The 26,284-nt window shown below is 62.8% G+C and carries 23 protein-coding genes; 18 read left to right on the plus strand and 5 right to left on the minus strand.

What is annotated here, in order from left to right; all coding sequences use genetic code 11:
- Window positions 1-170: 170 nt before the first annotated feature.
- The 10 genes from ACZZZU_RS05500 to ACZZZU_RS05545 all read left to right on the plus strand — a co-directional run bounded on the left by ACZZZU_RS05500 (window position 171) and on the right by ACZZZU_RS05545 (window position 9,217).
- Window positions 171-1,283: a branched-chain amino acid ABC transporter substrate-binding protein gene (locus tag ACZZZU_RS05500; RefSeq protein ID WP_463541847.1), complete on the plus strand. Its 1,113-nt coding sequence runs from the start codon at window positions 171-173 to the stop codon at window positions 1,281-1,283.
- Between the two features lie 366 nt (window positions 1,284-1,649).
- Entirely contained in the window at window positions 1,650-2,573 is a 924-nt protein-coding gene (gene livH, locus ACZZZU_RS05505) for a high-affinity branched-chain amino acid ABC transporter permease LivH (RefSeq protein ID WP_122453355.1), read from the plus strand.
- Complete coding sequence (locus ACZZZU_RS05510) at window positions 2,570-3,841, plus strand: high-affinity branched-chain amino acid ABC transporter permease LivM (protein ID WP_122453356.1); 1,272 nt, start codon at window positions 2,570-2,572, stop codon at window positions 3,839-3,841. The genes livH and ACZZZU_RS05510 overlap by 4 nt, the downstream gene beginning before the upstream one ends.
- On the plus strand, window positions 3,838-4,605 hold the full coding sequence (gene livG / locus ACZZZU_RS05515) for a high-affinity branched-chain amino acid ABC transporter ATP-binding protein LivG (protein WP_122453357.1): 768 nt from the start codon (window positions 3,838-3,840) through the stop codon (window positions 4,603-4,605). Before ACZZZU_RS05510 ends, livG begins: the two co-directional genes overlap by 4 nt.
- A gap of 2 nt (window positions 4,606-4,607) precedes the next feature.
- Entirely contained in the window at window positions 4,608-5,309 is a 702-nt protein-coding gene (locus tag ACZZZU_RS05520; RefSeq protein WP_463382403.1) for an ABC transporter ATP-binding protein, read from the plus strand.
- A gap of 199 nt (window positions 5,310-5,508) precedes the next feature.
- Window positions 5,509-5,817, plus strand: coding sequence for a BufA1 family periplasmic bufferin-type metallophore (locus ACZZZU_RS05525; protein WP_122453359.1), 309 nt, complete (start codon window positions 5,509-5,511; stop codon window positions 5,815-5,817).
- Between the two features lie 19 nt (window positions 5,818-5,836).
- Window positions 5,837-6,721: an MNIO family bufferin maturase gene (bufB, locus tag ACZZZU_RS05530; protein ID WP_463549997.1), complete on the plus strand. Its 885-nt coding sequence runs from the start codon at window positions 5,837-5,839 to the stop codon at window positions 6,719-6,721.
- Window positions 6,718-7,479 carry an HvfC/BufC family peptide modification chaperone gene (locus tag ACZZZU_RS05535; protein WP_463549998.1) on the plus strand — a complete coding sequence of 254 codons (762 nt, stop codon included), beginning with the start codon at window positions 6,718-6,720 and terminating at the stop codon, window positions 7,477-7,479. The genes bufB and ACZZZU_RS05535 overlap by 4 nt, the downstream gene beginning before the upstream one ends.
- On the plus strand, window positions 7,476-7,958 hold the full coding sequence (locus tag ACZZZU_RS05540) for a DoxX family protein (protein ID WP_463549999.1): 483 nt from the start codon (window positions 7,476-7,478) through the stop codon (window positions 7,956-7,958). Before ACZZZU_RS05535 ends, ACZZZU_RS05540 begins: the two co-directional genes overlap by 4 nt.
- Window positions 7,959-7,999: 41 nt before the next feature.
- Entirely contained in the window at window positions 8,000-9,217 is a 1,218-nt protein-coding gene (locus tag ACZZZU_RS05545; protein ID WP_463550000.1) for a class I SAM-dependent methyltransferase, read from the plus strand.
- Between the two features lie 113 nt (window positions 9,218-9,330).
- On the opposite strand, the gene ACZZZU_RS05550 is transcribed toward ACZZZU_RS05545, so the two are convergent.
- Window positions 9,331-10,254 carry a LysR family transcriptional regulator gene (locus tag ACZZZU_RS05550; protein WP_463550001.1) on the minus strand — a complete coding sequence of 308 codons (924 nt, stop codon included), beginning with the start codon at window positions 10,252-10,254 and terminating at the stop codon, window positions 9,331-9,333.
- Window positions 10,255-10,360: 106 nt separating this feature from the next.
- On the opposite strand from ACZZZU_RS05550, the gene ACZZZU_RS05555 reads away from it, so the two are divergent.
- The 5 genes from ACZZZU_RS05555 to ACZZZU_RS05575 all read left to right on the plus strand — a co-directional run bounded on the left by ACZZZU_RS05555 (window position 10,361) and on the right by ACZZZU_RS05575 (window position 14,385).
- Window positions 10,361-10,960: a short chain dehydrogenase gene (locus ACZZZU_RS05555; RefSeq protein ID WP_463550002.1), complete on the plus strand. Its 600-nt coding sequence runs from the start codon at window positions 10,361-10,363 to the stop codon at window positions 10,958-10,960.
- A 139-nt stretch (window positions 10,961-11,099) separates the two neighbouring features.
- Window positions 11,100-11,771, plus strand: coding sequence for a hypothetical protein (locus tag ACZZZU_RS05560; protein WP_122497780.1), 672 nt, complete (start codon window positions 11,100-11,102; stop codon window positions 11,769-11,771).
- A 92-nt stretch (window positions 11,772-11,863) separates the two neighbouring features.
- Window positions 11,864-12,544: a phosphatase domain-containing protein gene (locus ACZZZU_RS05565; protein ID WP_463550003.1), complete on the plus strand. Its 681-nt coding sequence runs from the start codon at window positions 11,864-11,866 to the stop codon at window positions 12,542-12,544.
- Between the two features lie 353 nt (window positions 12,545-12,897).
- Window positions 12,898-13,734 carry an AraC family ligand binding domain-containing protein gene (locus tag ACZZZU_RS05570; RefSeq protein WP_463550004.1) on the plus strand — a complete coding sequence of 279 codons (837 nt, stop codon included), beginning with the start codon at window positions 12,898-12,900 and terminating at the stop codon, window positions 13,732-13,734.
- Between the two features lie 48 nt (window positions 13,735-13,782).
- Window positions 13,783-14,385, plus strand: a complete 603-nt coding sequence (locus ACZZZU_RS05575) for a LysE family translocator (RefSeq protein WP_122497774.1) — start codon at window positions 13,783-13,785, stop codon at window positions 14,383-14,385.
- A 69-nt stretch (window positions 14,386-14,454) separates the two neighbouring features.
- On the opposite strand, the gene ACZZZU_RS05580 is transcribed toward ACZZZU_RS05575, so the two are convergent.
- The 3 genes from ACZZZU_RS05580 to ACZZZU_RS05590 all read right to left on the minus strand — a co-directional run bounded on the left by ACZZZU_RS05580 (window position 14,455) and on the right by ACZZZU_RS05590 (window position 20,574).
- Entirely contained in the window at window positions 14,455-18,126 is a 3,672-nt protein-coding gene (locus tag ACZZZU_RS05580; RefSeq protein ID WP_463550005.1) for a translocation/assembly module TamB domain-containing protein, read from the minus strand.
- Complete coding sequence (locus ACZZZU_RS05585; protein WP_463550006.1) at window positions 18,123-19,853, minus strand: autotransporter assembly complex protein TamA; 1,731 nt, start codon at window positions 19,851-19,853, stop codon at window positions 18,123-18,125. The genes ACZZZU_RS05580 and ACZZZU_RS05585 overlap by 4 nt, the downstream gene beginning before the upstream one ends.
- Before the next feature lie 67 nt (window positions 19,854-19,920).
- Complete coding sequence (locus ACZZZU_RS05590) at window positions 19,921-20,574, minus strand: GNAT family N-acetyltransferase (RefSeq protein ID WP_463550007.1); 654 nt, start codon at window positions 20,572-20,574, stop codon at window positions 19,921-19,923.
- Window positions 20,575-20,805: 231 nt separating this feature from the next.
- On the opposite strand from ACZZZU_RS05590, the gene xthA reads away from it, so the two are divergent.
- The 3 genes from xthA to mapR all read left to right on the plus strand — a co-directional run bounded on the left by xthA (window position 20,806) and on the right by mapR (window position 24,808).
- Window positions 20,806-21,618 carry an exodeoxyribonuclease III gene (xthA, locus tag ACZZZU_RS05595; protein WP_463550008.1) on the plus strand — a complete coding sequence of 271 codons (813 nt, stop codon included), beginning with the start codon at window positions 20,806-20,808 and terminating at the stop codon, window positions 21,616-21,618.
- Between the two features lie 106 nt (window positions 21,619-21,724).
- Window positions 21,725-23,140: a cytochrome c oxidase accessory protein CcoG gene (gene ccoG, locus ACZZZU_RS05600; protein WP_463550009.1), complete on the plus strand. Its 1,416-nt coding sequence runs from the start codon at window positions 21,725-21,727 to the stop codon at window positions 23,138-23,140.
- A gap of 258 nt (window positions 23,141-23,398) precedes the next feature.
- Window positions 23,399-24,808, plus strand: coding sequence for a GntR family transcriptional regulator MpaR (gene mapR / locus ACZZZU_RS05605; protein WP_463382389.1), 1,410 nt, complete (start codon window positions 23,399-23,401; stop codon window positions 24,806-24,808).
- Here mapR and ACZZZU_RS05610 read toward each other — a convergent pair whose 3' ends face one another.
- A complete protein-coding gene (locus ACZZZU_RS05610) occupies window positions 24,809-26,215 on the minus strand; it encodes an ATP-binding protein (protein ID WP_463384675.1) in 1,407 nt (468 codons plus the stop codon).
- Window positions 26,216-26,284: the final 69 nt, after the last annotated feature.

Below are 26,284 nucleotides of genomic sequence, written 5' to 3' on the forward strand. Positions count from 1 at the left end.
GGCACTCTAAACTCCGCCGTTAAAGTTGCCAGGACCCTCGTATTCAAAGGGACTTAGGGCCGGGGATTTTCGTCTGGCGCCGCAGCTTAGGCCAACAGGGCATGAACCGCTCGCGCAGCTCGCGTGATCGGGTCTTACAAAAAAACGAAAAAACATAAGAGTGGAGCACTATGAACAAGGCTACTAAGCAACTGTTTGCAGCCATGGCTATGGCCGGCGTCGCCAGCTATTCACTAGCAGCTGACACCATCAAAATCGGCCTGGCTGGCCCGGTTACCGGCGCGGTCGCTCAATACGGCGAGATGCAGTTCATCGGTGCCAAAATGGCCATCGAACAAATCAACAAGGCTGGCGGCGTAAACGGCCAGCAGCTCGAAGGCGTGGTGTACGACGACGCTTGCGACCCGAAACAAGCCGTGGCCGTGGCCAACAAAATCGTTAACGACGAAGTGAAATTCGTGGTTGGCCACCTGTGCTCCAGCTCCACTCAGCCGGCTTCGGACATTTACGAAGACGAAGGCATTCTGATGATTACCGCGGCCTCGACCAGCCCGGAAATCACCGCCCGTGGTTATCAGTTGGTGTTCCGCACCATCGGTCTGGACAGCCTGCAAGGCCCAACCGCCGGCAACTTCATTGCTGACCACATCAAGCCAAAAACCGTTGCGGTCATCCACGACAAGCAGCAATACGGTGAAGGCATCGCCACTGCCGTTAAGCAAACCCTGGAAGCCAAAGGCGTGAAAGTCGCACTGTTCGAAGGCATCAATGCCGGCGACAAAGACTTCTCGGCCATGATCTCCAAGCTGAAACAAGCCAACGTCGACTTCGTTTACTACGGCGGCTACCACCCAGAACTCGGCCTGCTGCTGCGTCAGTCGGCTGAGAAAGGCCTGAAAGTTCGCTACATGGGCCCAGAAGGCGTGGGTAACAAAGAGCTGTCGGCCATCGCTGGCCCGGCTTCCGAAGGCTTGCTGGTTACCCTGCCGAAGTCGTTCGACCAAGACCCGAAAAACCAGGCCCTGGTTGAAGCGTTCAAAGCCAAGAAAGAAGACCCGAGCGGTCCTTTCGTGTTCCCGGCTTACGCAGCGGTACAAGTGATTGCCGAAGGCATCAAGAAAGCCGGCGACACCGACACCGCCAAGGTAGCGGCCGCCCTGCGCGCCAACACCTTTAACACCCCGACTGGCGACCTGAGCTTCGACGCCAAAGGCGATCTGAAAGACTTCAGCTTCGTGGTCTATGACTGGCACGCTGACGGCACCAAAACAGAAGCCAAGTAAGTAACAAGCCGCAACCCGAAGCCCACTGCACACGCAGTGGGCTTTGTTTTAAGAGGTAAACGGGTCCACGCTCAGCCACAAGCGAATGAGCGCCACCCACGCGAAAGCTTCAAAACCCCAATCCCCAGCTAAATAGCAAGGCAGACCGCCACTGGCAGGTCTGAGCGGCGCGAGCCGACCCCGCACGGGGCGAAGCACAAGGCGTGCTTCGTGATGGAAGCGATTGACCACACCGCTTGGCTGGAACCCCAGCTAACTGTGCCCACACCGAGTGGATGCAGCCGTAACCGGCCTGCAGGGAACATCTCGACCTGACAGAGCTATCGAGTCGCGCAACAGGTTTTGCAAGTTTTCAGGAGAGTTCTGATGCCTGACATCTACCATTTCTTACAGCAGCTGGTTAATGGCTTGACCATTGGCAGCACGTACGCCCTGATCGCCATCGGTTACACGATGGTGTACGGCATTATCGGCATGATCAACTTCGCCCACGGCGAGGTGTACATGATCGGTTCCTACATCGCCTTTCTGGTGATCGCCGGCCTGACCATGATGGGCCTGGACAGCCTGCCGATCATTCTGATCGCGGCCTTTGCGGCCACCATCATTGTCGCCAGTGCCTACGGCTACAGCATTGAACGGGTCGCCTACCGACCGCTGCGCGGCAGCAACCGTTTGATTCCGCTGATTTCCGCAATCGGTATGTCGATATTTCTGCAGAACGAGGTCCTCCTCGCGCAGAACTCCAAAGACAAAGCGATTCCAAACCTGATCCCCGGCAACTTCGTATTTGGCGAGAGCACCATGAACGGTGTGGTTATCTCCTATATGCAGGTGCTGATCTTCGTCGTCACGTTCCTGGTGATGGCCGGCCTCACGGTGTTCATCTCCCGCTCCCGCCTGGGCCGCGCCTGCCGCGCCTGCGCCGAGGACATCAAGATGGCCAACCTGCTGGGCATCAACACCAACAACATCATTGCCCTGACCTTCGTGATCGGCGCCACCCTGGCGGCCGTTGCGGCGGTGCTGCTGGGCATGCAGTACGGCGTGATCAACCCGAACCTGGGCTTCCTGGCCGGCATCAAGGCCTTTACCGCAGCGGTACTCGGCGGCATCGGCAGCATTCCGGGCGCCATGCTCGGCGGTCTGGTGTTGGGTGTGGCCGAAGCGTTTGGTGCCGACATTTTCGGCGACCAATACAAAGACGTGGTGGCGTTCAGCCTGTTGGTGCTGGTGCTGTTGTTCCGCCCGACCGGCATTCTCGGTCGCCCGGAGGTTGAAAAGGTATGACCAGTTCTATTAAAGCCAAACAGCTCAAGACGGCGTTTTTCAGCGCCCTGCTGGTGCTGGCCGTGGCCTACCCGATTCTGGGCCTGAAGCTGAACATCGTCGGCATCAAGCTGGAAGTGCACGGCGCCAGCGCGCCGGTGCTGTGGACCATCTTCGCCTGCGCCATCGGCATGTTCTTCTGGCAGTTGTTCCGCAGCCAGTTGGGCAATGCCTGGGACGCCGTGCCGAAAGTGCCGGGCGTGCCGTCGTCGGCCACCAACTTCCTGACCCTGCCCTCGACCCAACGCTGGTTCGTGCTGGCCCTGGTGGTGGTGGCGCTGGTGTGGCCGTTCTTCGGCTCGCGCGGCGCGGTGGACATCGCCACGCTGATCCTCATCTACGTCATGCTCGGCCTCGGCCTGAACATCGTGGTCGGCCTGGCGGGCCTGCTCGACCTGGGTTACGTCGGCTTCTACGCCGTCGGCGCCTACAGCTACGCCCTGCTCTCGCACTACTACGGCTTCGGTTTCTGGCTGTGCCTGCCGATTGCCGGCCTGATGGCGGCGCTGTTCGGCTTCTTGCTGGGCTTCCCGGTGCTGCGTCTGCGCGGCGACTACCTGGCCATCGTCACCTTGGGTTTCGGCGAGATCATCCGCATTCTGCTGCGTAACCTCACCGAGCTGACTGGCGGCCCGAACGGCATCAGCAACATCGACAAACCGACCCTGTTCGGCCTGAGCTTCGAGCGCAAGGCGGCGGAAGGCCTGCAAACCTTCCACGAATATTTCGGCATCGCCTACAACTCGATTTACAAAGTGATCTTCCTGTATCTGGTGGCCTTGCTGCTGGTGTTGGTCGCGCTGTTCGTCATCAACCGCCTGCTGCGCATGCCGATCGGCCGTGCGTGGGAAGCGCTGCGTGAAGACGAAATCGCCTGCCGCGCCTTGGGCATGAACCCGACCGTGATCAAACTCTCGGCCTTTACCCTCGGCGCCTGCTTCGCCGGTTTCGCCGGTAGCTTCTTTGCCGCGCGTCAGGGCCTGATCACGCCGGAGTCGTTCACCTTCCTGGAGTCGGCCACCATTCTGGCCATCGTCGTGCTCGGCGGCTTGGGCTCGCAGCTGGGGGTGATTCTGGCCGCCATCGTGATGATTCTGCTGCCCGAACTGATGCGTAACTTCAGCGAGTACCGGATGCTGCTGTTCGGTGCCCTGATGGTGTTCATGATGATTTGGCGTCCACAGGGCTTCTTGCCCATGCAGCGCCCGCACTTGGAGTTGAAGCAATGAGCCGCCCGATTCTTGAAGTAAGCGGCCTTTGCATGCGCTTCGGCGGTCTGTTGGCCGTCAACGGTGTGGGCCTGACCGTGCAAGAGAAACAAGTGGTGTCGATGATCGGCCCGAACGGCGCCGGCAAAACCACGGTGTTCAACTGCCTGACCGGTTTCTACAAACCCACCAGCGGCACCATCCTGCTCGACGGTGAAGCCATTCAAGGGCTGGCCGGCCATGAAATCGCCCGCAAGGGCGTGGTGCGTACGTTCCAGAACGTGCGCCTGTTCAAAGACATGACCGCCATTGAAAACCTGCTGATTGCCCAGCACCGGCACATCAACACCAACTTCCTGGCCGGTCTGTTCAAGACTCCTGCGTTTCGCAAAAGCGAGCGTGAAGCCATGGAGTTTGCCGCGCACTGGCTGGATAAGGTCAACCTCACCGAGGTCGCCAACCGCCCGGCCGGCACGCTGGCGTACGGGCAGCAACGCCGCCTGGAAATTGCCCGCTGCATGATGACCCGCCCTCGCCTGCTGATGCTCGACGAGCCGGCGGCCGGTCTCAACCCGAACGAAACCGAAGAGCTCAAGCAGCTCATCGGCGTGCTGCGCGATGAATACAACGTCACGGTGCTGCTGATCGAACACGACATGAAACTGGTCATGAGCATTTCCGACCACATCGTCGTGATCAACCAGGGCACACCGCTGGCCGATGGCACTCCGGAGCAGATTCGCGACAATCCGGAAGTGATCAAAGCCTATTTGGGGGAAGCGTAACCATGCTGTATTTCGACAACGTTTCCACCTTCTACGGCAAGATCCAAGCGCTGCATAACGTCAACGTGCAAGTGCACAAAGGCGAGATCGTCACCCTGATCGGCGCCAACGGCGCCGGCAAGTCGACCCTGCTGATGACCCTGTGCGGTTCGCCGCGTGCCGCCAGCGGCAGCATTCGCTACCAAGGCGAAGAACTGGTGGGCTTGGAATCCAGCGAGATCATGCGCAAAAGCATTGCCGTGGTGCCTGAAGGCCGCCGCATCTTTGCCCGCCTGACCGTTGAAGAAAATCTGGCCATGGGCGGTTTCTTCACCGACAAAGGCGACTATCAGGAACAGCTCGACAAAGTGCTGCACCTGTTTCCGCGCCTGAAAGAGCGCTACAGCCAGCGCGGCGGCACTATGTCCGGCGGCGAACAGCAAATGCTCGCCATCGGCCGTGCGCTGATGAGCAAGCCGCAACTGCTGCTGCTCGACGAGCCGTCGCTGGGGTTGGCGCCGATCATCATCCAGCAGATTTTCCAGATCATCGAACAGCTGCGCCAAGACGGTGTGACGGTGTTCCTGGTGGAACAAAACGCCAACCAGGCGCTGAAGATTGCTGACCGGGCGTATGTGCTGGAAAACGGGCATGTCGTTATGGAAGGCACGGGGGAGGCGCTGCTCACCGACCCGAAAGTGCGCGACGCCTACCTGGGCGGTTGACCTCAAAAGCATCGCGGCTGAAGCCGCTCCCACAGACCGCACATACCCTGTGGGAGCGGCTTTAGCCGCGATGCTCTTGATCCATTCAAACCAGGAAAAAATTATTTTCCGTCCCCTGTAACAACCCCCCGCCTCGTTTCTCTACTTCACTAAGCAGGCCACTACGGCTTGTTTCCTCCCACTGAAGAGAGACACTTCCATGAACAACAAAAACCGCCCTCTGCATACCGCCGCCCTCGCTCTGGCCTTGGGCAGCGCATTGAGCATCGCCGCCGCGCCTATGGTTGCCCATGCCGATGACAGCAAAGGCGAAAAATGTTTTGGCGTTTCCATGAAGGGTAAAAACGATTGCGCAGCAGGCGCAGGCACCACCTGTGCTGGCACGTCCACCAAGGACTACCAAGGCAGCGCCTGGAAACACGTACCGGCTGGCACCTGCGAAAAAACCGCCAGCCCGACCTCCCCGACCGGCTTCGGTCAGATGGCAGCGTTTAAAGAAAAAGCCTAAGTACACGGGGCGCGCCGTCATGAATCAGTCCGTTATCGCTCCGAGCGGCGCGCCTCTCGCTTCTGTTTCAAACCTGCCCGCGCGAGCGGGTTTGGGTTTGAAGTCCCAGCATTACCAAGCCATTCTCGCCAGCCTGCCCGCCATTGGTTTCTTCGAAATTCATGCGGAAAACTACATGGTCGCCGGCGGCCCTTTTCATCACTACCTCGGGCAGATTCGCCAGCATTACCCGCTGTCGCTGCACGGGGTCGGGTTGTCGATTGGCGGCGCCGAGCCGCTGGATCGCGACCACCTGCAACGCCTCGCCACCCTGCTGGAACGCTACGAGCCTGCGGCGTTTTCCGAGCACCTGGCCTGGTCCAGCCACGGGCCCACGTACCTGAACGATCTGCTGCCCGTGGCCTACGACGAACCGACGCTGGCGCGCGTGTGCGAACACATCGACCACACGCAAACCGTGCTCAAGCGCCGCATGCTGCTCGAAAACCCCGCCACCTACGTCGAGTTCACCGCCTCAAGCTTGAGCGAGGCCGCGTTTATCCGCGACGTGGTGCAGCGCACCGGCTGCGGCCTGCTGCTGGACGTCAACAACCTGTACATCTCGTGCATCAACCACCAGCGCGACGTGCAGGCTTATCTCAACGAACTGCCGTTGCACGCCCTCGAGCAGATTCACCTCGCTGGATTCGCCGAAGACCGCGACAGCAGCGGCGCCCGCCTGTTGATCGATAGCCACGGCGCGCCGGTAGACGACGCCGTGTGGCAGCTGTACGCCGAACTTATCGCCCGCCTCGGCCCGCTGCCGACGTTGATCGAGCGCGACAACGACGTGCCGCCGCTGGACCACCTGCTCGCCGAAGCGCACATGGCCGAACGCATACTGGCGCGGAGCACAGCGCGATGAGCCTGCACGCCGAGTTTGAGCACGCCCTGCTGAGCGACGAGAACACCACGCCGAGCGGGCTGCACACCTACAACGGCTCCGACCCGGCGGCGCGTTTCGCGGTGTACCGCAATAACGTACTCAGCTCGCTGATCAATGCCCTGGCCGATACCTTTCCGGTGGTGCAGCAGTTGGTGGGCGAGGCGTTTTTCCGCGCCATGGCGGCGGTGTACGTAAAAGCCAATCCGCCTTCCTCACGGCTGTTGGTGCACTACGGCAACGACTTCCCGCTGTTTATTGAAACCTTCGAGCCCGCCGCCACGCTGCCGTACCTGGCAGACATGGCGCGACTGGAAGCCTTGCGGGTGCGGGCCTACCACGCGGCTGATGCCGAGCCCGTCGCGCATGAGGTGCTAGCCGGCGCCCTAGGCGACAGCGAGCGCCTGGGCGATTTGCGGTTTCAGTTGCACGCCTGCGTTCACCTGCTGACGTCGGCTTTCGGGGTGCGCTCGCTATGGGCCGCGCACCAGGGCGAGTTGGCCATCGAGCAGGTTGACCTTGGCAGCGCCGAACACTGCCTGGTGCTGCGTCAGCACCTCGACGTGCTGGTGATCGGCATCGACGCCGACAGCGCCGGCTTTATCGGCCGACTGCTGAATGGCCAGACCTTCGCCGACGCGGCGCAATCCTGCGCGCCGGATTTCGACCTCGGCGCCGCCCTGGCACTGCTGATTTCCCACGGCGCGATCACCGCGCTTTCTTACCGAGAAACCCCATGAGCCTGCGCCGCGTAATCGACTTGTTCGAAAAAATTCCCCACAGCCTGATCGCCTTTATCGCGCGGTTTTCCATTGCGGCGGTGTTCTGGCGATCCGGCCAAACCAAGGTGGAGGGCTTTGCCGTCGACCTGGTCAGCGGCACCTTTGTTTACGACAACCCGCACCTGGCCGACTCGACCGTTCCGCTGTTCAGCAGCGAATATGCGCTGCCGCTGATCCCGCCCGAAACGGCGGCGTATCTCGCCACGTTCAGCGAACACCTTTTTCCGGTGCTGATTCTGCTCGGTCTGGCCACGCGCTTTTCCGCACTGGCTCTGCTGGGCATGACCCTGACGATTCAGCTGTTCGTCTACCCCGACGCCTATCCCGTGCACGGCACCTGGGCGGCGATTTTGCTGCTGCTGATGGCGCGCGGGCCGGGTGTGCTGTCCATCGACCACCTGCTGGCGCGGCGCCACAGAACGGCGCGAACCCTGTAGCATTAGCGCCCCTCGCCAGCCAGTGAAGACCGGGCCCGTTCATGTCAGTCGAAGTTTCCGCCGCCGCCACCACCGATGACCGTGGCGATTTCCTTGCCCTCGTGGAAAAGAGCCTGGTGCAGAACACCTTGGTCAAGGTGCTGCTGAGCAAATACCACGGCGACGAAACCGAGCTGCAACGGGTGGCGATCCGTCCGATCACGGTGCGCGGCCAGGCGTGTTTGTCGTTCGTGTACACCTACAAAACCCGCGACATTACCAAGAATTTCCCCCACGCCGAGGCCCTGGCCTTGATCGCCGACATGCTGCCGGCCGCGTTCAAAAACGCCCACCTGCTGTCGCTGACCGATGACGTGCAACTGACCTTCGGCAAGAAAAACAAAAGCCGGCTGTTTGTGGGCAAGGCAGTGGAACGTGAAGGCGCCCAGGCTGGCCATGACCGCGAGAAGAAACGCTTTCTTGAGCTGACGCGCCCGTTCCTCACCGACCTCGGCGTCACCACCGCCAAGCACGAACTGGTGCCGGCGATGGCGCGCAAGTGGAAGCAGATCAATAAGTTCGTCGAAGTGTTTTCCCACGCCCTGGCCAGCTCGCCGCTGCAACAACGCGGCGCCGACGAGGCCATTCATGCGGTCGACTTCGGCTCCGGCAAGGGCTACCTGACCTTCGCCATGCACGACTACTTGCGCAACAGCCTCGGCCGCCAAGGCAAAGTCACCGGTGTGGAATTGCGTGAAGACATGGTGCGCCTGGGCAACGACGCCGCCGCGCGTCTGGAGCAACCGGGCCTGAGCTTCGAACACGGCGACGTGCGCACGTACACGCCGGCCGCCATCGACATCATGATCGCCCTGCACGCCTGCGACGTGGCCACCGACTACGCCATTCACCTGGGCATTCGCAGCGACGCCTCGATCATCATGTGCTCGCCGTGCTGCCACAAACAGATCCGCCCACAAATGCAAACCCCGGCGCTGCTGCGACCGATGCTGCAATACGGCGTGCACCTCGGCCAGGAAGCCGAAATGGTCACCGACAGCCTGCGCGCCCTGCTGCTGGAAGCCTGCGGCTATGAAACCAAAGTGTTCGAATTCGTCTCGCTGGAACACACCAACAAAAACAAAATGATCCTCGCCGTAAAACGCCCCGAACCGGTCGACCCGGCGCCGGTGATGGAGCGGATTCAAGGGATCAAAACGTTTTATGGGATTCAGGAGCAGTGTCTGGAGACGCTGCTTAGGGCCGATCAGCGCCTTTGACCCCACCCTCACCCCCAGCCCCTCTCCCAGAGGTAGAGGGGAGAGGAAATCCTGCGAGCACCTCGTTTTGCCCCCTCTCCCCTCGCGGGAGAGGGTTGAGGTGAGGGGGGACGTTAAGGCGCCACGGTCGTCAACCGATCCAACTCCCCCCGCCGCTCTTCAAACCACGCCAACAAATAATCCGCCAACACCTGCGTGCGCTTGGGCAACCCGTGCTGATAGGCATGCACCAGAAACACCGGGCTGATGCGCGTCTGGTAATCGCGCAGCAGCCACACCAGCGTGCCGTCGAGCAATTCCTGATGCACCAGGTACGAGGGCAACCGCGCAATTCCCGCTCCGCCCAGGCAGGCTTTTTTCAGCAAGCTGTAGTGGTTGCTGGCAAACGGGCCGTTCACGCGCACGCGCGTCAATTCATGTTGGCGGTGATACAGCCACTCCTCGGCACCGCTGTAGTGGCTGTTGAGCAAGCACACCTGCTCACTCAGCGCCTGCGGCTCGCGCACTTGGCCGTGGGCCGCCAGGTACGCCGGGCTGGCGCAGGTCAGTTCCTGCATCGACAACAACGGCCGCGCCACCAGGCGATCATCACTCTGCTCGCCGCTGCGAATGGCCAGGTCGAAACCATCGGCCACCAGATCGCGGTAGCTGTTGCTCAGCTCCAGCTCGATGCGAATGTGCGGATAGGCGCGGGCGAACTCCAGTTGCAGGGCGTCGAAAAAGGTATCGCCCAGCGACACCGGCGCTGTAATGCGCACCACGCCGCTCGCCTCTTCCTGCAAGCGCGCCAGGGTCTGCCGCGCCCGCGTCGCTTGCGCCACCAACGCCTGCGCTTCCGGCAACAAGGCTGCGCCCGCAGCGGTCAGCGACAATCGCCGTGTGGTGCGGTGCAGCAAGCTGATGCCCAAGCCCTGCTCCAGCAAGCCAATACGCTTGGACAGCTGCCCCTTACTGCACCCCAACCGCAACGCGGCGGCGGTAAAGCTGCCGGCCTCCACCAGCGTGGCGAAGGCCGCCAGATCATCCATTTCACTCATGGCGATTGTTTCCCAGCGAGAACCAAAGGTTTCCAATTAGACGGATTATCGCTCACAAACTGCCGTCCTACACTGCGTCCCACACCCAACCCCAAGGAGCAGTGCCATGAAAATCATCCTGATCGGTGCCAGCGGCACCATTGGCCAAGCCGTAGCGCGTGAACTGGCCGAGCGCCATGAAGTGATTCGCGTCGGTCGTAGCAGCGGCGATTTCCAGGTCGACATCCGCGACGCCGCCTCCATCCGCCAGCTGTTCGAACAAACCGGCCGCTTCGATGCACTGGTCAGCACCACCGGCTCCGTGCACTTCGGCGCGCTGGCCGACCTCCAAGCCGAGCAGTTCGCCATCGGCCTGAACGACAAGCTGATGGGCCAGGTAAACCTGCTGCTAATCGGCCGCGAATTCATCAACGACGGCGGTTCATTCACCTTTACCTCCGGCATCCTCAGCGACGACCCCATCGTTGCCGGCGCCTCGGCGAGCATGGTTAACGGCGCCATCAACAGCTTCGTCAAAGCCGCAGCCATCGAACTGCCGCGCGGCCTGCGCGTGAACGTAGTCAGCCCCAACGTGCTGGTGGAATCCATGGACAGCTACGGCCCGTTCTTCCGTGGTTTCAAACCGGTGTCGGCAGCGGACGTTTCTCTGGCCTACTCGAAAAGCGTTGAGGGCAAGCAAACCGGGCAGGTTTATACCGTCGGGTGAGTGACGGGCCCCACGATGCTGAAGCCCCCAGATTTCTGTAGGAGAGGCTTCAGCCTCGATGCTTTTCAATCCGCGCTCCGCTCTTGTGCCAACGCAGACCCATGGGTAACGTGGCCGCACTTTCCAGGAGACCCTCCCGATGCGCGCCGTTCGCCCTCTGCTGTTTGCCCTGCTGCCCCTGTTCGCCAGTTGCGCCATGTTTGATCAACAGGACGAAACACCGGTCTCGCCCGGTACCCGCATGCAAGGCGAACTGAGCGTCAGCAACGGCAAGCTGCTGCTGCGCCCGTGCCAGGAACAGCGCCGTTTCGTCATCAACGACAGCGGCAACACCGGCCTGCTGCAAGAGTCCGCCGCCCTGCTCGACACCCGCGACGCCACCCTGTTCGCCGACGTCAGCGGCAACCTCGGCGCCAGCCCCGTGGCCGGCACCGACGGCCAACTGAACCTCACCCGCCTGTACCGCGTGCAACGTGAAGGCCACGGCTGCGACGACCCCAACTTCAAACGCCAAATGCTGCGCGCCAGCGGCCACGAGCCGGACTGGAGCGTGAGCGTCAACGCCAAAGGCATGGTGCTCGAGCGTCCCAACCAGGAACCGTTGGCCCTGCCCTATTTGGAAGAACAATTGCCCAACGGCCGCTTCAACCTCACCAGCGAAGCCAACGGCTTGCGCATAGAACTGTGGGTGGCCCCGCAACGCTGCGTCGACAGCGCCACCGGCGCCGTGCAATTTCTGTCCGCCGAGCTGCGCAGCAATGGCAAAGTAGAACGCGGCTGCGCCTATTTCGGCGGCTCGCGCACGCAATAAAACGCCTCGCCTTTCACCGTTTTTTCACATCGATTTGATCAACGCTTCACCGGCCGATTCCTAGCATGGGTGCCCTTACTTGAGGGGCTTTCATGCGTACGTCTTATCGTCTGGTGGTTGCTGTTGCGGGGTTTATCGCGCTGGTGGGCGTGGGGCTGCTCGTCCATTTCCGCCACGCCCAGGCCGCGCCGGTTGAAGTATTCAGCGCCGCGCAAAACGAAACCTGGGCGCGGCCGGTAGACAGCAGTTTCAAACTCTTCGAAATGTCCCCCACCCTCTACCGCAGCGCCCTGCCCAAGCCGCAAAACCTGGCGGTGCTAGAACAGCTGCAAGTGCGCACCGTGGTCAGCCTGAGCAAGGAAGACGACCGCCAGTGGCTAGGCAACAGCGGCATCACCTTAATCAGCATTCCCCTGCACGCCGACCGCGTAAACGACGCCGACGTACTGCGCGTGCTCAACACCCTGCAACTGGCCGAAACCCGCGGCCCGGTGCTGATGCACTGCAAACACGGCAGCGACCGCACCGGCTTGATGGGCGCCATGTTCCGCACGGTGATTCAAGGCTGGAGCAAACAGGAAGCCCTGAGCGAAATGCTCAACGGCGGCTATGGGCAGGCCGACGACATGGACGATGCGCGCCGCTATGTGGAGCGGGCGGACGTGGACAAATTGCGTGAGGCGTTGACGAACGGGCGGTGTGATACGTCGTTGGTGTCGACGTGTTACGTGAAGGGGTGGTTTAACGCGGCGACGTCGACGGCTGTTCGGTGAGGGGACGGGGGGTGTTCGTCGTGTCACTGGGCGCAATACCAAAACGTTCAGCGCGTGCGGTAATGAATACCTGCGCGGATCTACCGTGTACGGCTTGAAATTCTGGATTCCCGCCTTCGCGGGAATGACGGTGGTGTTTGAAAAATCCTCCGTCATCCCCGCGCAGGCGGGGATCCAGAGCAGGCGACGCGGTCCAGCCGCTCCCACAGGTTGTGCGATTTCTGTGGGAGCGGCTTTAGCCGCGATGCGATTCCGGCCGCTGCCGCCATCCAAACCCACTGCACAAAACTTCCAGACGCCCATTTTCGACCTTGGCATACTGACCCACCCCCGTCCCCTGTCTGGTCCCTACCATGGCCGCTAGCAACTGGATCGATCTCAGCCAAGACGCCGACACCGGCATCGAGACCATCCGTGCGCATTTCCGGGGCCATGCCTATGACCCGCATTTCCACGACAGCTACCTCATCGGCGTCACCGAGCAAGGCGTGCAGCAGTTCAGTTGCCGGCAGCAGCGCCACAACAGCACGCCCGGCCAAGTATTTATGCTCGAGCCCGGCGAGATTCACGACGGCACCGCGCCGTCGGAGGAAGGCTTTACCTATTCCATGCTCTATCTCGACCCGCAGTGGCTGGAGCGTGAGCTGCACGCCCTGTTCGAGCAGGCGCCCAGCGATTGCCAGCCGGCGTTCGAGCAAACGTTGATCGGCGACCGGCCGCTGGCCCAGGCCACGCTGAATGCGTTCCAGGCGTTGCATGGCAACGAATTGCGCATCGTGCGGCAGACGGCGCTGGATGATCTGCTCGGGCAAATGACCGCGCATTTGCATTGGCGCAAGCCGCAAGGCCTCGACCCGCGCTTGCCGCTGGTGGCGCAGCGGGCGCGGGATTATTTACATGCCCATGTGCACGACGACATCGGGCTGGACGACCTGGCGCGCATCAGCGGTGTCGACCGTTTCCGCCTCAGCCGCGCGTTCAAGGTCGCGTTTGGCATGGCGCCCCATGCCTATCTCATTCAGTTGCGCCTGAGCAAAGCCCGGCACCTGCTGGCTCGGGGCGAAACGCCCGCCCAGGTGGCCAGCGCCCTTGGTTTTGCCGACCAAAGTCATCTCGGCCGCTGGTTCCGTCGGGCGTATCGGCTGACCCCGGCGGACTACCGCAAGCGCTGCACAAATCATCCAGACTGAACCTCGCCCGCCTGCAACCCTTACGGCTCCTGAATCTGCCTGGAGCCCATCGTGGACTTGCTGCCCTTTCTGCTTTTCGCCCTCGTCGCCTCCATAACGCCTGGCCCCACCAACCTGTTGGTGCTCAGTAACAGCGCCCGCTTTGGTCTGCTCGCGGCCGTGCCCTTGGTGCTGGCCGCCTGCGCCAGTGCGGCCCTGTTGGTGTTGCTGGTGGGCGTGGGCATTGGCGATGCGCTGACTCGCCATCCGCTTGTGCAGCAAGCGATGGCGTGGGCGGGCATTGCCTGGCTGAGCTACCTGGCCTGGCAGATTTTTCGCAGCCCGGCGGTGGGTCTCGACAATGCCCGCCAGCAACCAGGCAAGCGCCTAAGCATGGCGGCGGCCGCCGGCTTGCAGGTGGTGAATCCGAAGACCTGGATGATGGCGCTGGCGGTGGTTGGGGTGTTTGCCGCCCATGCGCCGGACAAAACCAGCCGCGTGGCGCTGCTGGCCTTGCTGTTTTTTCTGGTCGCGATTCCGTGCCTCGGCGTCTGGGCGGCGTTGGGCCGGGGCGTGACGCGGTTTTGCCGCACCGACGCCGGCATGCGTCGGTTCAATCAGGTGATGGCGTTGCTGTTGCTGGCCTCGGCGTGGCTGAGCTTGTTGGCGTAGATCGCATTTCGCCCCCTCTCCCGTCCACGGGAGAGGGCTGGGGTGAGGGGCTCTTAAATCGCCTACCCGTCAAAAGTCGCGCTTGTAGAAAATATCCAGCGAACTGGCCAAGCCGCTGGCGGCTTCCACGTACACCCGTTTGGTCAGTTCGTAGCGCAGGGCAATGGTGCTCGCCGGCTCGAACACGCCAACGCCGTAACGAAGGCTCAGACGTTCAGACAGATTGCCGCTGGCGACCACGCTGGTGGTCGCGCCGCTGCCGCCAGTGTCGAGCTGGAAGTCGTTGATGCCCAGGCGTTGCGCCATTTCCGTGGTCACCGATGAGCTGCCCATCAAGCCCAGGCCCAACGCCGCTTCGGCGAGCATATTGTTGTCGCCGCTGCCGCTGCTGGCCGGGCGTCCCAGTACCAGATACGACAGCGCCTGCTGCTGACTCATGGCCGGTTCGGAGAACACTTCGGTGGTCGGCTGCTCGGCGTTGCCGCTGATGCGCAGGCCGGCCGTCACGCTGTCGACCTGGCGCACCGCCTCGACGTCGAGGTACGGCTGGTCAATCGGGCCGGCAAACAGCAGCCGTGCGCGGCGCAGGTTCAGGCGCTGGCCGTAGGCGCGGTAACGGCCTTTTTTCAGCGTCAGTTCGCCGCGCGTGTCGAGGTTGTCGCCCATGTGCAGGCGCCCGCCCAGTTCGGCGGTCAGACCAAAGCCACTGAAGGTCAACGGCGGCTGGCCATCGGCGGCGCCCACATCAATGTCGATATCCATCGCCATGGCCTGCGTTTGCCGCGCTTCGGGGTCGTGCACGCCGACCACTTGCGCATCGTCAGAAACCTTCACAGTTGACGGCGGCAACTGACGAATCTCGATGGCGCCACGGGGCACGCGCACTTTGCCTTGCACCGCCAGACGTTCGTCGGCCAGGCGCAGGTTGAGGTCCGGGTGCACTTCCAGGTTGGCGTACGGTTCCACGATCACTGGCAGGCGACTGCCGCGCAGTTGCATGTCCATATTCAGGCCTGCGTTCCACGTCAGTTGCCCGCTTAGGCTGCCCTCGCCTGCTTCGCCGCTGCGCCAGTTGCTGGTCAGTTGCAGGCGCTCGCCGACGATCAACGCCTCTGCCTTCAAACCCTGGACGCTGACCGGCAATTCACTGCCCGCCACCTCGCCGTCTTCGATCAGCAAGCGGCCGTTGATTTGCGGCGCCAGCAAGCCGCCAGACAATGTGCCGCTGCCGTTCAGATGCCCGTTCAGGCGCTCGACCATGGGTACAAAGGGCCGCGCCACGCTGAGGTCGAGGCCCGCCAGTTCAAAGCTGCCAGACAGCGGCTTGCTCACCGGCCGTGGGTCGATCTGTGCGCGCAGGGTCAACTGGCCCAATTTGGCGCCATGGAAATCCAGCTGCGAGTCGATGCGTTGCGGGCGCAGTTGGCTGGTGAGCAGGAAGCGGTCGTAGGGCAAGTCCAGCCAATGACCGTTGTCGCGGACGCGAAAGTTGCCGGCGCCCAGGTCCAGGCGCACATCGCCGTTAGGCCCGCTGGCGGGCAAGTCGAGGGACAGGTCGGCGTTGAGTTGGCCTTGCCAGGCGAAGTCCGCCGGCCACCACTGCGCCAGGGTTTGCATCGGGAAATCGCGCAGGCGCCAGCGCAAGCGCGGTTCGGGCATCAGCCGTTGCTCATCGCCACACAAGCTGGCCGCACCGCTCAGCCAACAGTTCGCGCCCAGGCTCAACTGGCCGTTGGCCAAGCGTTGCAGCGTGGCGGCTTGTTGCAACGTCCACACCTGCCCGGCCGTTTCAACGCGGCCGCTGGCGATGCGTCCACGCCAGTCGAAATTCGGCGCCAGGGTGCCGTCGGCGGCGATATTCAGTTTGAGTTTGTCACCAGTGAGGTCGAGGGCCATGCGTTGCTGCTGGCGGTTGCCGCTGCCGGTCAGGTGCAGACGGCCCAGGTCGGTGTCGCCGTTTTTGATGGCCGTAGCGGTGAGTTCCAGTTTGCCGCGCTGTTGGCTGTCGAGCGCGGCGGCGAGGTCGAGCGTGGCGATTTTCTGCTGCTGATAGGCCAGTTGCGTTCCGCGCAAGGTGAGCTGGCCTTGCGGCGCTTGCAGGCTGCCCGCGAGGTCGAGCTGGCCATTGAGTTGGCCCGCCAGTTGCGGCCAGAGTTGGCCGAGACGCGGCATGGCCAGGGTCAGTTTGCCGGCCAGGCGTTGATCGACACTGCCCTGGCCCTGCACGCTGTTGTCGCCCAGGCGCAGGGCCAGCTTGTCGACTGTCCAGCGCTGGCCCTCGCCAGCCGCTTGAACCTGAACCACGGCGGGTTGGCCGCGAAGGCGACCGTTGAGGTCGAGGTCGGCAGTCAGCTTCAGCTGCTCGCGGTATTCGCCCTGGCTGACCAAGGTGCCGCCGAGTGTGCCGGGCAGTTCGGCCAGCCAATAGGCGGGGTCGAGCTGGCTGAGCTGCAAGCGGCTGTCCCAGCGAATGCCATCAGCAAAGCCCAGGGTCACCTGCCCTTCGGCTTTGCCCTGCCCGGCTTGCAGCTGCAGGCTGACCAAATGCACCTGACTGAGGTCGCCACTCACCGGGCTGCTCAGGCTGAACGCGCCGGCCGGCCCGTTGAGCTCGGCGGCGAAATGGCCAAGGTAGTTGCCGTCCTGAAAATGCACCTGCCCGGCCAAGGTGTGCAGCGTGACGGCGGGCTCCTCCACCTCGGGCAACAGGCGGCGCCAGGGAAAGTCCAGCCAGGTGAAGTCGGCGTCGGCGGTAAAGGCGTCTTGCCAATCCAGACGGCCATTGACGGTGACGTGCTGGTTGTCCGCCGCTTGCAACGTTAGGGCTTGGATATCGGCGCCACTGGCGGTGACGAGGCCGGCCAGGGTCAGCGGAATATCGCCGTTCTGCGCATCCAGCGCCGCCGTGCCGTTCACTTGATAACCGGCACTCAGCGTGCCCGCCGCGCTCAGTTCGATGGCCTTTAGCGCAGGCATATCGGCGTGGGCCGAGAATTGCTCAGCGCTGATCTGCGCCTGTGCCGGCAGGCCGTCGGCCAGGGGCTGCATGCGGCCCTTGAGCGTTGCCGTCAGGTAGCCGGAGCTGGCGGCCGTCACCGCCAGGCTGTTTTGCAGCTCGCCCTCAACCTTCACCGCCAGATCCCAGCGCTGCGCATCGGGGGCCGGCAGTTGCACCGTGCCCTCCAGGTTCAGCGGCCATTGGCCGTTGGGGTCGAGCGTGCCGTGTATGTCTAGCGCCACGCCATTGCTGGCGCCCAGCAAGCGTTCGATCTGCAAGCCGCCCGCGTTCCAGTGCGCCACCAACGCCAGCTGGCTCGCCTGCTCGCCGCCGTTGTAAAGAATGCTGCCCACCTGGATATCGCCCAGTTGCAACGACAACGGCAGATTCAGGGCAGGCAACGCCAAGGGCGTGTCGTCGCTGCTCTCGCTGCTGGCAAATTGCAGGGTCAATTGCTGGGCGTGTAGTTGGTCGATGCACAGGGTCAGCCGCAGTAAACACGACGGCGACCACTCGACGCTCACGTCCGTCAGCGCCACCTCATCCTTCTGCTGCTGCCACACCACGCTCGCCGCACGCCACGCGCCGCCCAGGCGGCCTTCGAAGGCGTCCACCTGCACGCCCGGAATTTTCGTCACTAGCCAGCGACTGCCGCCCTCGGTGCCAAGCACTACCGCCGCCACCAGCACCGTGCTCAGCACCACGGCGAGCAGCGCGTCGAGCGCACGCTTGAGCACCCTCACAGCTCCGGCCCCATGGAGAAATGCAGGCGAAAGCCGCCGTCGTCATCCAGCGCCCGGGCCAGGTCCAGGCGGATTGGCCCCACCGGGGAAATCCAGCGCACGCCCATGCCGACACCGGTTTTAAGCGTCGGAATTTCTAGGTTCTGAAAGGCATTGCCTTGGTCGACAAAGGTAGCCCAGCGCCAGCGCTCGGCGAAGGCGTATTGGTATTCCACGCTGCCGGCCACCAGATAGCGGCCGCCGATGCGGTCGCCCTCATTGTTTTCCGGCGACAGCGACTGGTAGTCGTAACCGCGCACGCTTTGGTCGCCACCGGCAAAAAAGCGTAACGACGGCGGCACGGCTTTGTAGTCGTCGGTGGCGCTGCCGCCGAATTGAATGCGGCCGAGAAAACGGTGCTTGTCCCACAGCGTGGTCAAGCCTTTGGCGAGCGCCGTGCCGTAAACAAGGTTGCTGTCGGAGATCAGCCCGTCCTTGGCCACCGACGCCTCGAATTGCAAGCGGTAGCCGTTGGCGGGGTCGATGGCGTTGTCGCTGTGCAGGTAGGAATAACTGACGCCAGGCATCAATAACGTGCTCAGGCCGTTGTCGCTGCCCAGCCGATATTCCTCGCGTTGCAGCTTGAGCGAGAGCACTTGCTGCCAGCCGCTGTCGAGTTTGCTGTGCCACTCCGGGCCGACGGTGAGCAGGCGGCTGAGGCTATCGGTGTTGGCCAGCTCTTCGTACTGGTAGCCGCCGGCCCAGCGGGTTTTGTCGGTCAGCGGCGGGTTGCCGGGAATGTCGTACCACAGGCCGATGTTTTGCCGAGGCGCGGAGAGTTCCATTTCCGTGCCGTAACTGTGCCCTTGCGCGTTGGCCCAGTGGCGCGTCCAGTTGAAGCGCGCGCGCGGCCCAACGTCTGTGGAAAAACCCAAGCCGATGCCGACGGTGCGCGGTTCACGGGAGACCAGGTCTATCTTCACCGGCACCTGCTCGCCGCTGCCCTGAACCGGCGCGGCATCCACCCGCACGCTGTCGAAGTAGCCGCTGCCTTGCAGGTTTTGATAGAGCTTGGCGATCAGGTCGGCGTCATAGGCGGTGCCCGGTTTGAACGGCACCATGCGTTGCAGCAGTTGTTCGTCGAAGGTCTGGTCGCCGCTGAATTGGCTGGGGCCGAAGTAATAGCGCGGGCCGCTGGCGTAGATCAGCTCGATGTCCGCCACCCCGGCTACCGGGTCGATGGCCATGCGCTGCGAGGTAAAACGGCCGCTGAAAAAGCCATAGCGCGAGGCCTGGTTCTGGATCAGCCGTTTGGCATCTTCGTAGTGACCGTGATTAAGCACCGCGCCGCTGCGCAGCTCGCTGCTGGCCGGTACGCGAAAGGCGGGCAATTGCGCGGCGGGGCCGTCGATGCGCACCGTCACGTTGCGTATGTGCACCGGCTCGCCGGGTTCGATGCGCAGGATCAAGCGCGGGCCACGGTCGTTGCGGTCGACTTCGCTGCTGATGGTTGCCTGGTAATAGCCCAACGCCTCGGCTGCCTTGCGTGCCTGCACTTCGGCGCCGCGGCTGAAGCGCTGCAAAGCCTGTTCGTCGCGCTCGCCCAGATCGCCGACATAGCCGCTGATGTTGGCTCTGAGCGCCGGGTTGGCCGGCTTGATGCGCACGCTCAGCTGGGTTTGCGCGAGGGCGGTGGTGGCCGTGAGCAGCAGCGCCAACGCCAGCCCGATTGATGCGTGAAAAGTCATGGGCACCGATGCTAACACGGGCGCCCGCCCGTTCCAGAGCGGGCGGGCGCCACGGTGGCGGCGCGTTTCAAGCGCTGGCGAGGGCGACCTGCTGGGGGTTGGCGTGGAAGAACACATGTTCGTGAATCGGTCCCACGGCCACTTCGCCAATTTCTTCGTAGCCTTGGCGTTTGTAGAAATCCAGGTAGCGCGGGTTGCCGGTGTCGAGCACCACGCCGAGGGATGTTTCGTCGCTGGCGCACCAGTCGTGCAAGGCTTCGAGCAACTGCTCGCCCAGGTGTTTGCCCTGAAATTCCGGGTGCACGCCCAGCAGCGGCAGCACGTGGTATTGCCCCGGCGGCAGGCAGGCGAGCACCGCGTCGTGGTAGTGCAGGTAACGTTTGGTGCAACGCAGGCCGGTGGTCAGCAACATGCGCAGGCGCCAGCCCCAGCTTTCGGTGATGTCGAGCCGCCGCTGTGGCGGGGCGATCAAGGCCAACGCCACCAGCCGGTCGTTGATCACCAGGCCAATGGCAGGCAGCTCTTCGAGAAAATGCCGCTGCACCAATTCGCGCACCGTGGCGCGTACGCGTTGGTCGTAACCGGGGCGTTCGGATTCGAATAGATAGCCGAAAGTCGGCTCGTGGCGGTAGGCGTGATAGAGCAAGGAACGGGCTTCGCGAACAAAGCTGCTATCGAGTAAACGCACCTCGGCAGCGGGAAGGGCAACAGACGAAGGCATGCACGGTACCTCGGTTCACCTGCCTTGGCGCAAACGCACGAACGGCGCGGGCTCCAGGCGGTTTTTTATTGTTGGTTTTATCGGGCGTTTATTGCGTAAGACCGACCTCACGTTAGCAGCCAAGGCGCCGCCCTGCCACACGCCGCCGCTGGTCCCGTCGCCGGGCATGGGCTAGCATCGCAGGCTTTGCTGTTTGCCTGTCTAGACCGCCATAAAGAGAACCTGCCGCCCATGAAGATCGTTTCCTTCAACATCAACGGCCTGCGCGCCCGCCCTCACCAGTTGGCGGCGTTGATCGAAAAACACCAGCCCGACGTCATCGGCCTGCAGGAAACCAAAGTGGCGGACGAGCAATTTCCCTTCGCTGAAATTGAAGCCCTGGGCTATCACGTCAGTTGGCACGGGCAGAAAGGCCATTACGGTGTCGCCCTGCTTTCCCGTCAGGCGCCGCTGTCGCTGCACAAAGGTTTCCCCGGCGATGAAGAAGACGCCCAGCGCCGTTTCATCTACGGCACCTTCGCCGACGAAAACGGCCAGCCCGTCACCGTGATGAACGGCTATTTTCCGCAAGGCGAAAGCCGCGACCACCCCACCAAGTTCCCGGCCAAACAGCGTTTCTACGCCGACCTGCAAAACCTGCTCACCACACAGTTCTCGCCGGACCAGGCGGTGGTGGTGATTGGCGACATCAATATTTCCCCGCAAGACTGCGACATCGGCATTGGCGACGTGAACCGCCTGCGCTGGCTGAAAACCGGCAAGTGCAGCTTCCTGCCGGAAGAACGTGAATGGCTGGAAACCTTGAAAGGCTGGGGCCTGGTGGATTCCTTCCGGCACCTGCACCCGGAGGTGAACGACCGCTTCAGCTGGTTCGACTACCGCAGCCGTGGTTTTGAAGACGAACCCAAACGCGGCCTGCGCATCGATGTAATTCTGGCCAGCGCCCCGCTGCTGAGCCGCCTCAAAGACGCTGGCATCGACTACGACCTGCGCGGCATGGAAAAGCCTTCCGACCACGCCCCGATCTGGCTCGAACTGAGCTGAGCGAAACCCATCTGATCCGGTTTTTTCCGCTAAACCTGAGTCTGTTATCGGAGCAGATGCCGCCCCATCATGGCCACGCCTGAAAAAGAGCCTGATGGGGCCAGCCATGACCGACCGTATTCCCGCGCAACTGCTTGAAACCATTGACCCGCGCCAGCCATTGCGGCTGACCCCGGCGCAAGCCGGCGGGCCGATCCACACCCGCGCCTTCACCGGCTTGTTTCGCAACCTGCGCCTGTACGGCGCGGGGCTGCTGTTCCTGATTTTCTTCGGCACCGCGTGGCTGAACTGGGAAGGTCGTCAGGCGGTGCTCTGGGATTTGTCCGGCCAGCGCTTTTACATCTTTGGCGCCACCTTCTGGCCGCAGGACTTCATTCTGCTGTCGGCGCTGCTGATCATCGCCGCCTTTGGCCTGTTCGCCATCACCGTATTCGCCGGCCGCGTGTGGTGCGGCTACACCTGCCCGCAAAGCGTGTGGACCTGGGTGTTTATGTGGGCCGAAAAAGTTACCGAGGGTGATCGCGGCCAACGGATCAAACTCGACGCCGCGCCGTGGTCGGTCAACAAAGTGCTACGCCGCAGCGCCAAACATGGGCTGTGGTTAGCCATCAGCCTGGCAACCGCAGTCGGCTTCATCGGCTACTTCGTGCCGGTGCGCGACCTCACCCACGAGCTGCTGACCTTCAGCCTCGACAGCGGCAGCGCCACGTGGCTGTTCTTCTTCACCGCCGCCACCTACCTGAACGCCGGCTGGCTGCGCGAAAAAGTGTGCCTGCACATGTGCCCGTACTCGCGCTTTCAAAGCGTGATGTTCGACAAAGACACCCTGCTGGTCAGCTACGACGCCGCCCGTGGCGAAAGCCGTGGCGCCCGCCGCCGTGACGTGGTGCCGCAAAGTGTGGGCCTGGGCGACTGCATCGACTGCACCGTGTGCGTACAGGTGTGCCCCACCGGCATCGACATCCGCGACGGCCTGCAACTGGACTGCATCAGCTGCGGGGCGTGCATCGACGCTTGCGACTCGGTGATGGACAAAATGGGCTACGCCCGCGGCCTGATCGGCTACCGCTCCGAGCGCTCGCTGACTGGCGAAAAAACCCGCTTTCTGCGGCCCCGGCTGGTCAGCTACGGCGCCGCGTTGCTGCTAATGATCGGCGCCTTTGTCTGGGCGCTCGACGCCCGGCCGCAGCTGTCCCTGGACATCACCCGCGACCGTGGCCTGTTCCGCGAAAACAGCGCCGGGCAAATCGAAAACATCTACAGCGTCAAAGTCATTAACAAAACCCAACAAACCCGCCGCTATCAATTGGCCCTCACCGTCGACGGCCCGTACGAACTGCGCGGCGACACCACCCTGCAACTGGCGCCCGGCGAGATTACTGACGTGCCGCTGAGCGTGGTGCTGACCGCTGAGAAGCCGGCGAGTATTTCCGAGAAGGTGCATTTTGAGTTGAAGGATGTGGATGCGCCGGGCAGTCGTGTGGCGGGGGTGAGTACGTTTGTGGCGCCGGTGAATCGCTGATTAAAAGCCCCTCACCCCAGCCCTCTCCCGCACGCGGGAGAGGGAGCGCGTACGGTTTGATATCACCTTGTGCAGGAATCGCGCCTAAAGCCGCTCCCACAGAACGCGAAAACCTGTGGGAGCGGCTTTAGCCGCGATGTTTTTGATCTACCCCAGAGCTTGCTCGCGAAGCTCTTCAAAACAGACCCCATCGCCATGCCCCCACCCCTTCCCGTAAAGTCGCCTCCTGCCCTCCCGCCCATGCCCGCGCAGGATTCGATGAAACGCTACGAAAAATTCGCCGATGAAATCGCCGAACTGATCCGCTCCGGTGTGCTCGCTGCCGGGGAAAAAGTGCCGTCGGTGCGCCATGCCAGCCGCACCTATGGGGTCAGTCCTTCCACGGTGTTTCAGGCCTATTACCTGCTCGAAGACCGCGGCCTGATTCAGGCGCGCGCCCGTTCCGGTTACTTCGTGCGTGAACACGCCAAACGCCCCCTGCCGGAGGCGCAGATCAGTCCGCGTGCGGCGCATACCACCGAGGTGGATGTCAGCGAGTTGGTGTTCTCTGTGCTCGGTTCCCTGAAAGACCCCAACACCGTGCCTTTCGGCTCGGCGTTTCCCAGCCCGCATCTGTTCCCCCTCGCCCGCCTCGCGCGCTCGATGGCGCAAAGCCTGCGCGCGCTGTCGCCCCATGCGGTGATCGCCGACATGACGTCGGGCAATCCGGACTTGCGCCGGCAAATCGCCCTGCGTTATCGCGTGGCCGGCGTGATGCTGCGGCTCGAAGAGTTGGTGATCACCAACGGCGCCATGGAGGCGTTGAATCTGTGTTTGCAAACGGTCACGCAGCCCGGCGACTTGGTGGCCATTGAGGCGCCGGCCTTTTATGCGACGTTGCAGGTGCTGGAACGCTTGAAGCTCAAGGCGGTGGAAATTCCGGTGCACCCGCGCGAGGGCATTGATCTGCAAACCCTGGCCGACAGCCTGACGCAGCTGCCGATCAAGGCGTGCTGGTTTATGAGCAGTTTGCAGAACCCGCTCGGCGCGAGCATGAGCGATGAGAAAAAGCGCGCGCTGTATGAGCTGCTGCACCAGCATCAGGTGCCGCTGATTGAGGACGACGTGTACGCCGAGCTGTATTACGGCACCCAGCCGCCCAAGCCGGTGAAGAGTTTCGACCGCGACGGGCTGGTGATGCACTGCGGCTCGTTTTCGAAAAGCCTGGCGCCGGGTTATCGGGTGGGTTGGGTGGCGGGCGGCCGTTATGCGGAAAAGATTAGCCGGTTGAAGCTGATGACCACCATTTCCCCGTCCGTGCCGGCGCAAGCGGCGATTGCCGATTACCTGCAACACGGCGGCTACGACCGCCATTTGCGCAAGTTGCGGCACACGCTGGAGATGCAGCAGAGCGCCATGCTCGCCTCCGCTGCCCGCCACTTTCCGGCCGAAACGCGGGTGACGCGGCCCAGCGGCGGGTATTTTCTGTGGTTCGAATTTCCCCAGGCGGTGGACTCGTTGCAGCTGTTCCAACTGGCGTTAGCCCAGGGCATCAGCCTGGCGCCGGGACCGATCTTTTCGGCCACGCGCAGTTTCGGCAATTGCGCGCGCCTGAATCACGGCCACACGTGGGACGAAGCCAGCGAGCGGGCGATGGAAATGCTCGGGCAGATCGTCGCTGAGTTCTGATTAGTCGGCGAAACGTGGCAGGTACAAGGTCACGCGCAAGCCGCCTTCGCGCAGGTTTTGCAGGGTCACTTCGCCGCCATGGCTGTGAGCGATGTTGCGCGCGATGCCCAATCCCAACCCGTAGCCCTGCTGCTTGCCAGACAGGCGAAAGTGCGGCTCGAACACTTGCTCCAAGCGCTGTTCCGGCACGCCGGGGCCTTCGTCGTCCACATGCAGAATGAACGCGCTGTCGTTGTCTTCAATGTGCAGGTGCGCTTTGTTGCCGTATTTGAGGGCGTTGTCGATCAGGTTGCCCATGCAGCGGCGCAGCGCCAGCGGCTTGCCAGCATAGGCCGCCAGCGCCCGGCCGTTGAGGCTGACGCGGCCGTTGCCTTGGGGCGGCAGGTACGGCTCGATCAGGCAGTCGAGGGCGAGATTGAGGTCGACCGGCTCGATGTTTTCGTGGATGTCGGTGTCTTTCACGCACTGCAGCGCGCCTTTGACCAGCATCTCCAGGTCGTCCAGGTCGCGGCCGAATTTGGCTTGCACCTTTTCGTCTTCGAGCAATTCCACGCGCAGGCGCAAGCGCGTGATAGGCGTGCGCAGGTCGTGGGAAATGGCGCTGAACAGTTGGCTGCGTTCGATCAGGTAACGGCTGATGCGTTCGCGCATGGCGTTAAAGGCGCGGCCCACTTCCACCACTTCACTGCCACCGCCTTCCGCCACCGGGCGCACTTCGGCCGCGCCCAGCGACATATCGCGCGCAGCCCGCGCCAAGCGTTTAAGCGGTCGGCTTTGCCAGTGCACCAGCACGCCGATAAACAGCAGCAAAAAGCTGCTGGTGAGAAAAATGAACCACACCTGCTGCGCCGGCAGGCCTTCTTCTTCCAAGCTGGTGTAGGGCTCGGGCAGCAGAGAGGCGATGTACAGCCACTCGCCCGGCGCCATCTGAATTTGCGTGACCAGCACCGGCGGTTTCACCGGTTCCAGGGTCAGCGCGTAATGCGCCCAGGAGCGCGGCAGTTCGTCGAGTTTCAGGCCGCCGTTGAAGATGCGTAAATCGTCCGGGCTGACGAAGGTCACCAGAATGTCAGGGTCGCTGCCCATGGCTTCGCGCAGCACGTCGTGCACCGATTCCAGCACCGCCGTCTTGCGCGGCGTCGGCGGCAGCACGCGCATGTCCAGCGGCTTGTCGTTGAGGGTCACGACAAAGCGCGTGCCGCCCATGCTGCGCAACTGATCCAGCACCAGCGGCCGATAGGCCAGCGGCAGAGAACGCAAGTAACTGACGCTGGCGGACATCGAATGCGCCAGGCTGCGGGCGCTGGTCACCAGGCCTTCCAGTTGCGTGGCGCGCAGTTGCGACAGCCAGATCACGCTCGACAAGCTTTGCGCCATCAACACCGCCAGCAGGGTCAGCAGCAACATGCGCCCGAGCAAGGAACGCGGCACCGGCACCCAGCCGAACCAGCGCTGATACCAGGGTTTCGCTGGCGT

The sequence above is a fragment of the Pseudomonas sp. AC136 genome, from assembly GCF_979258585.1.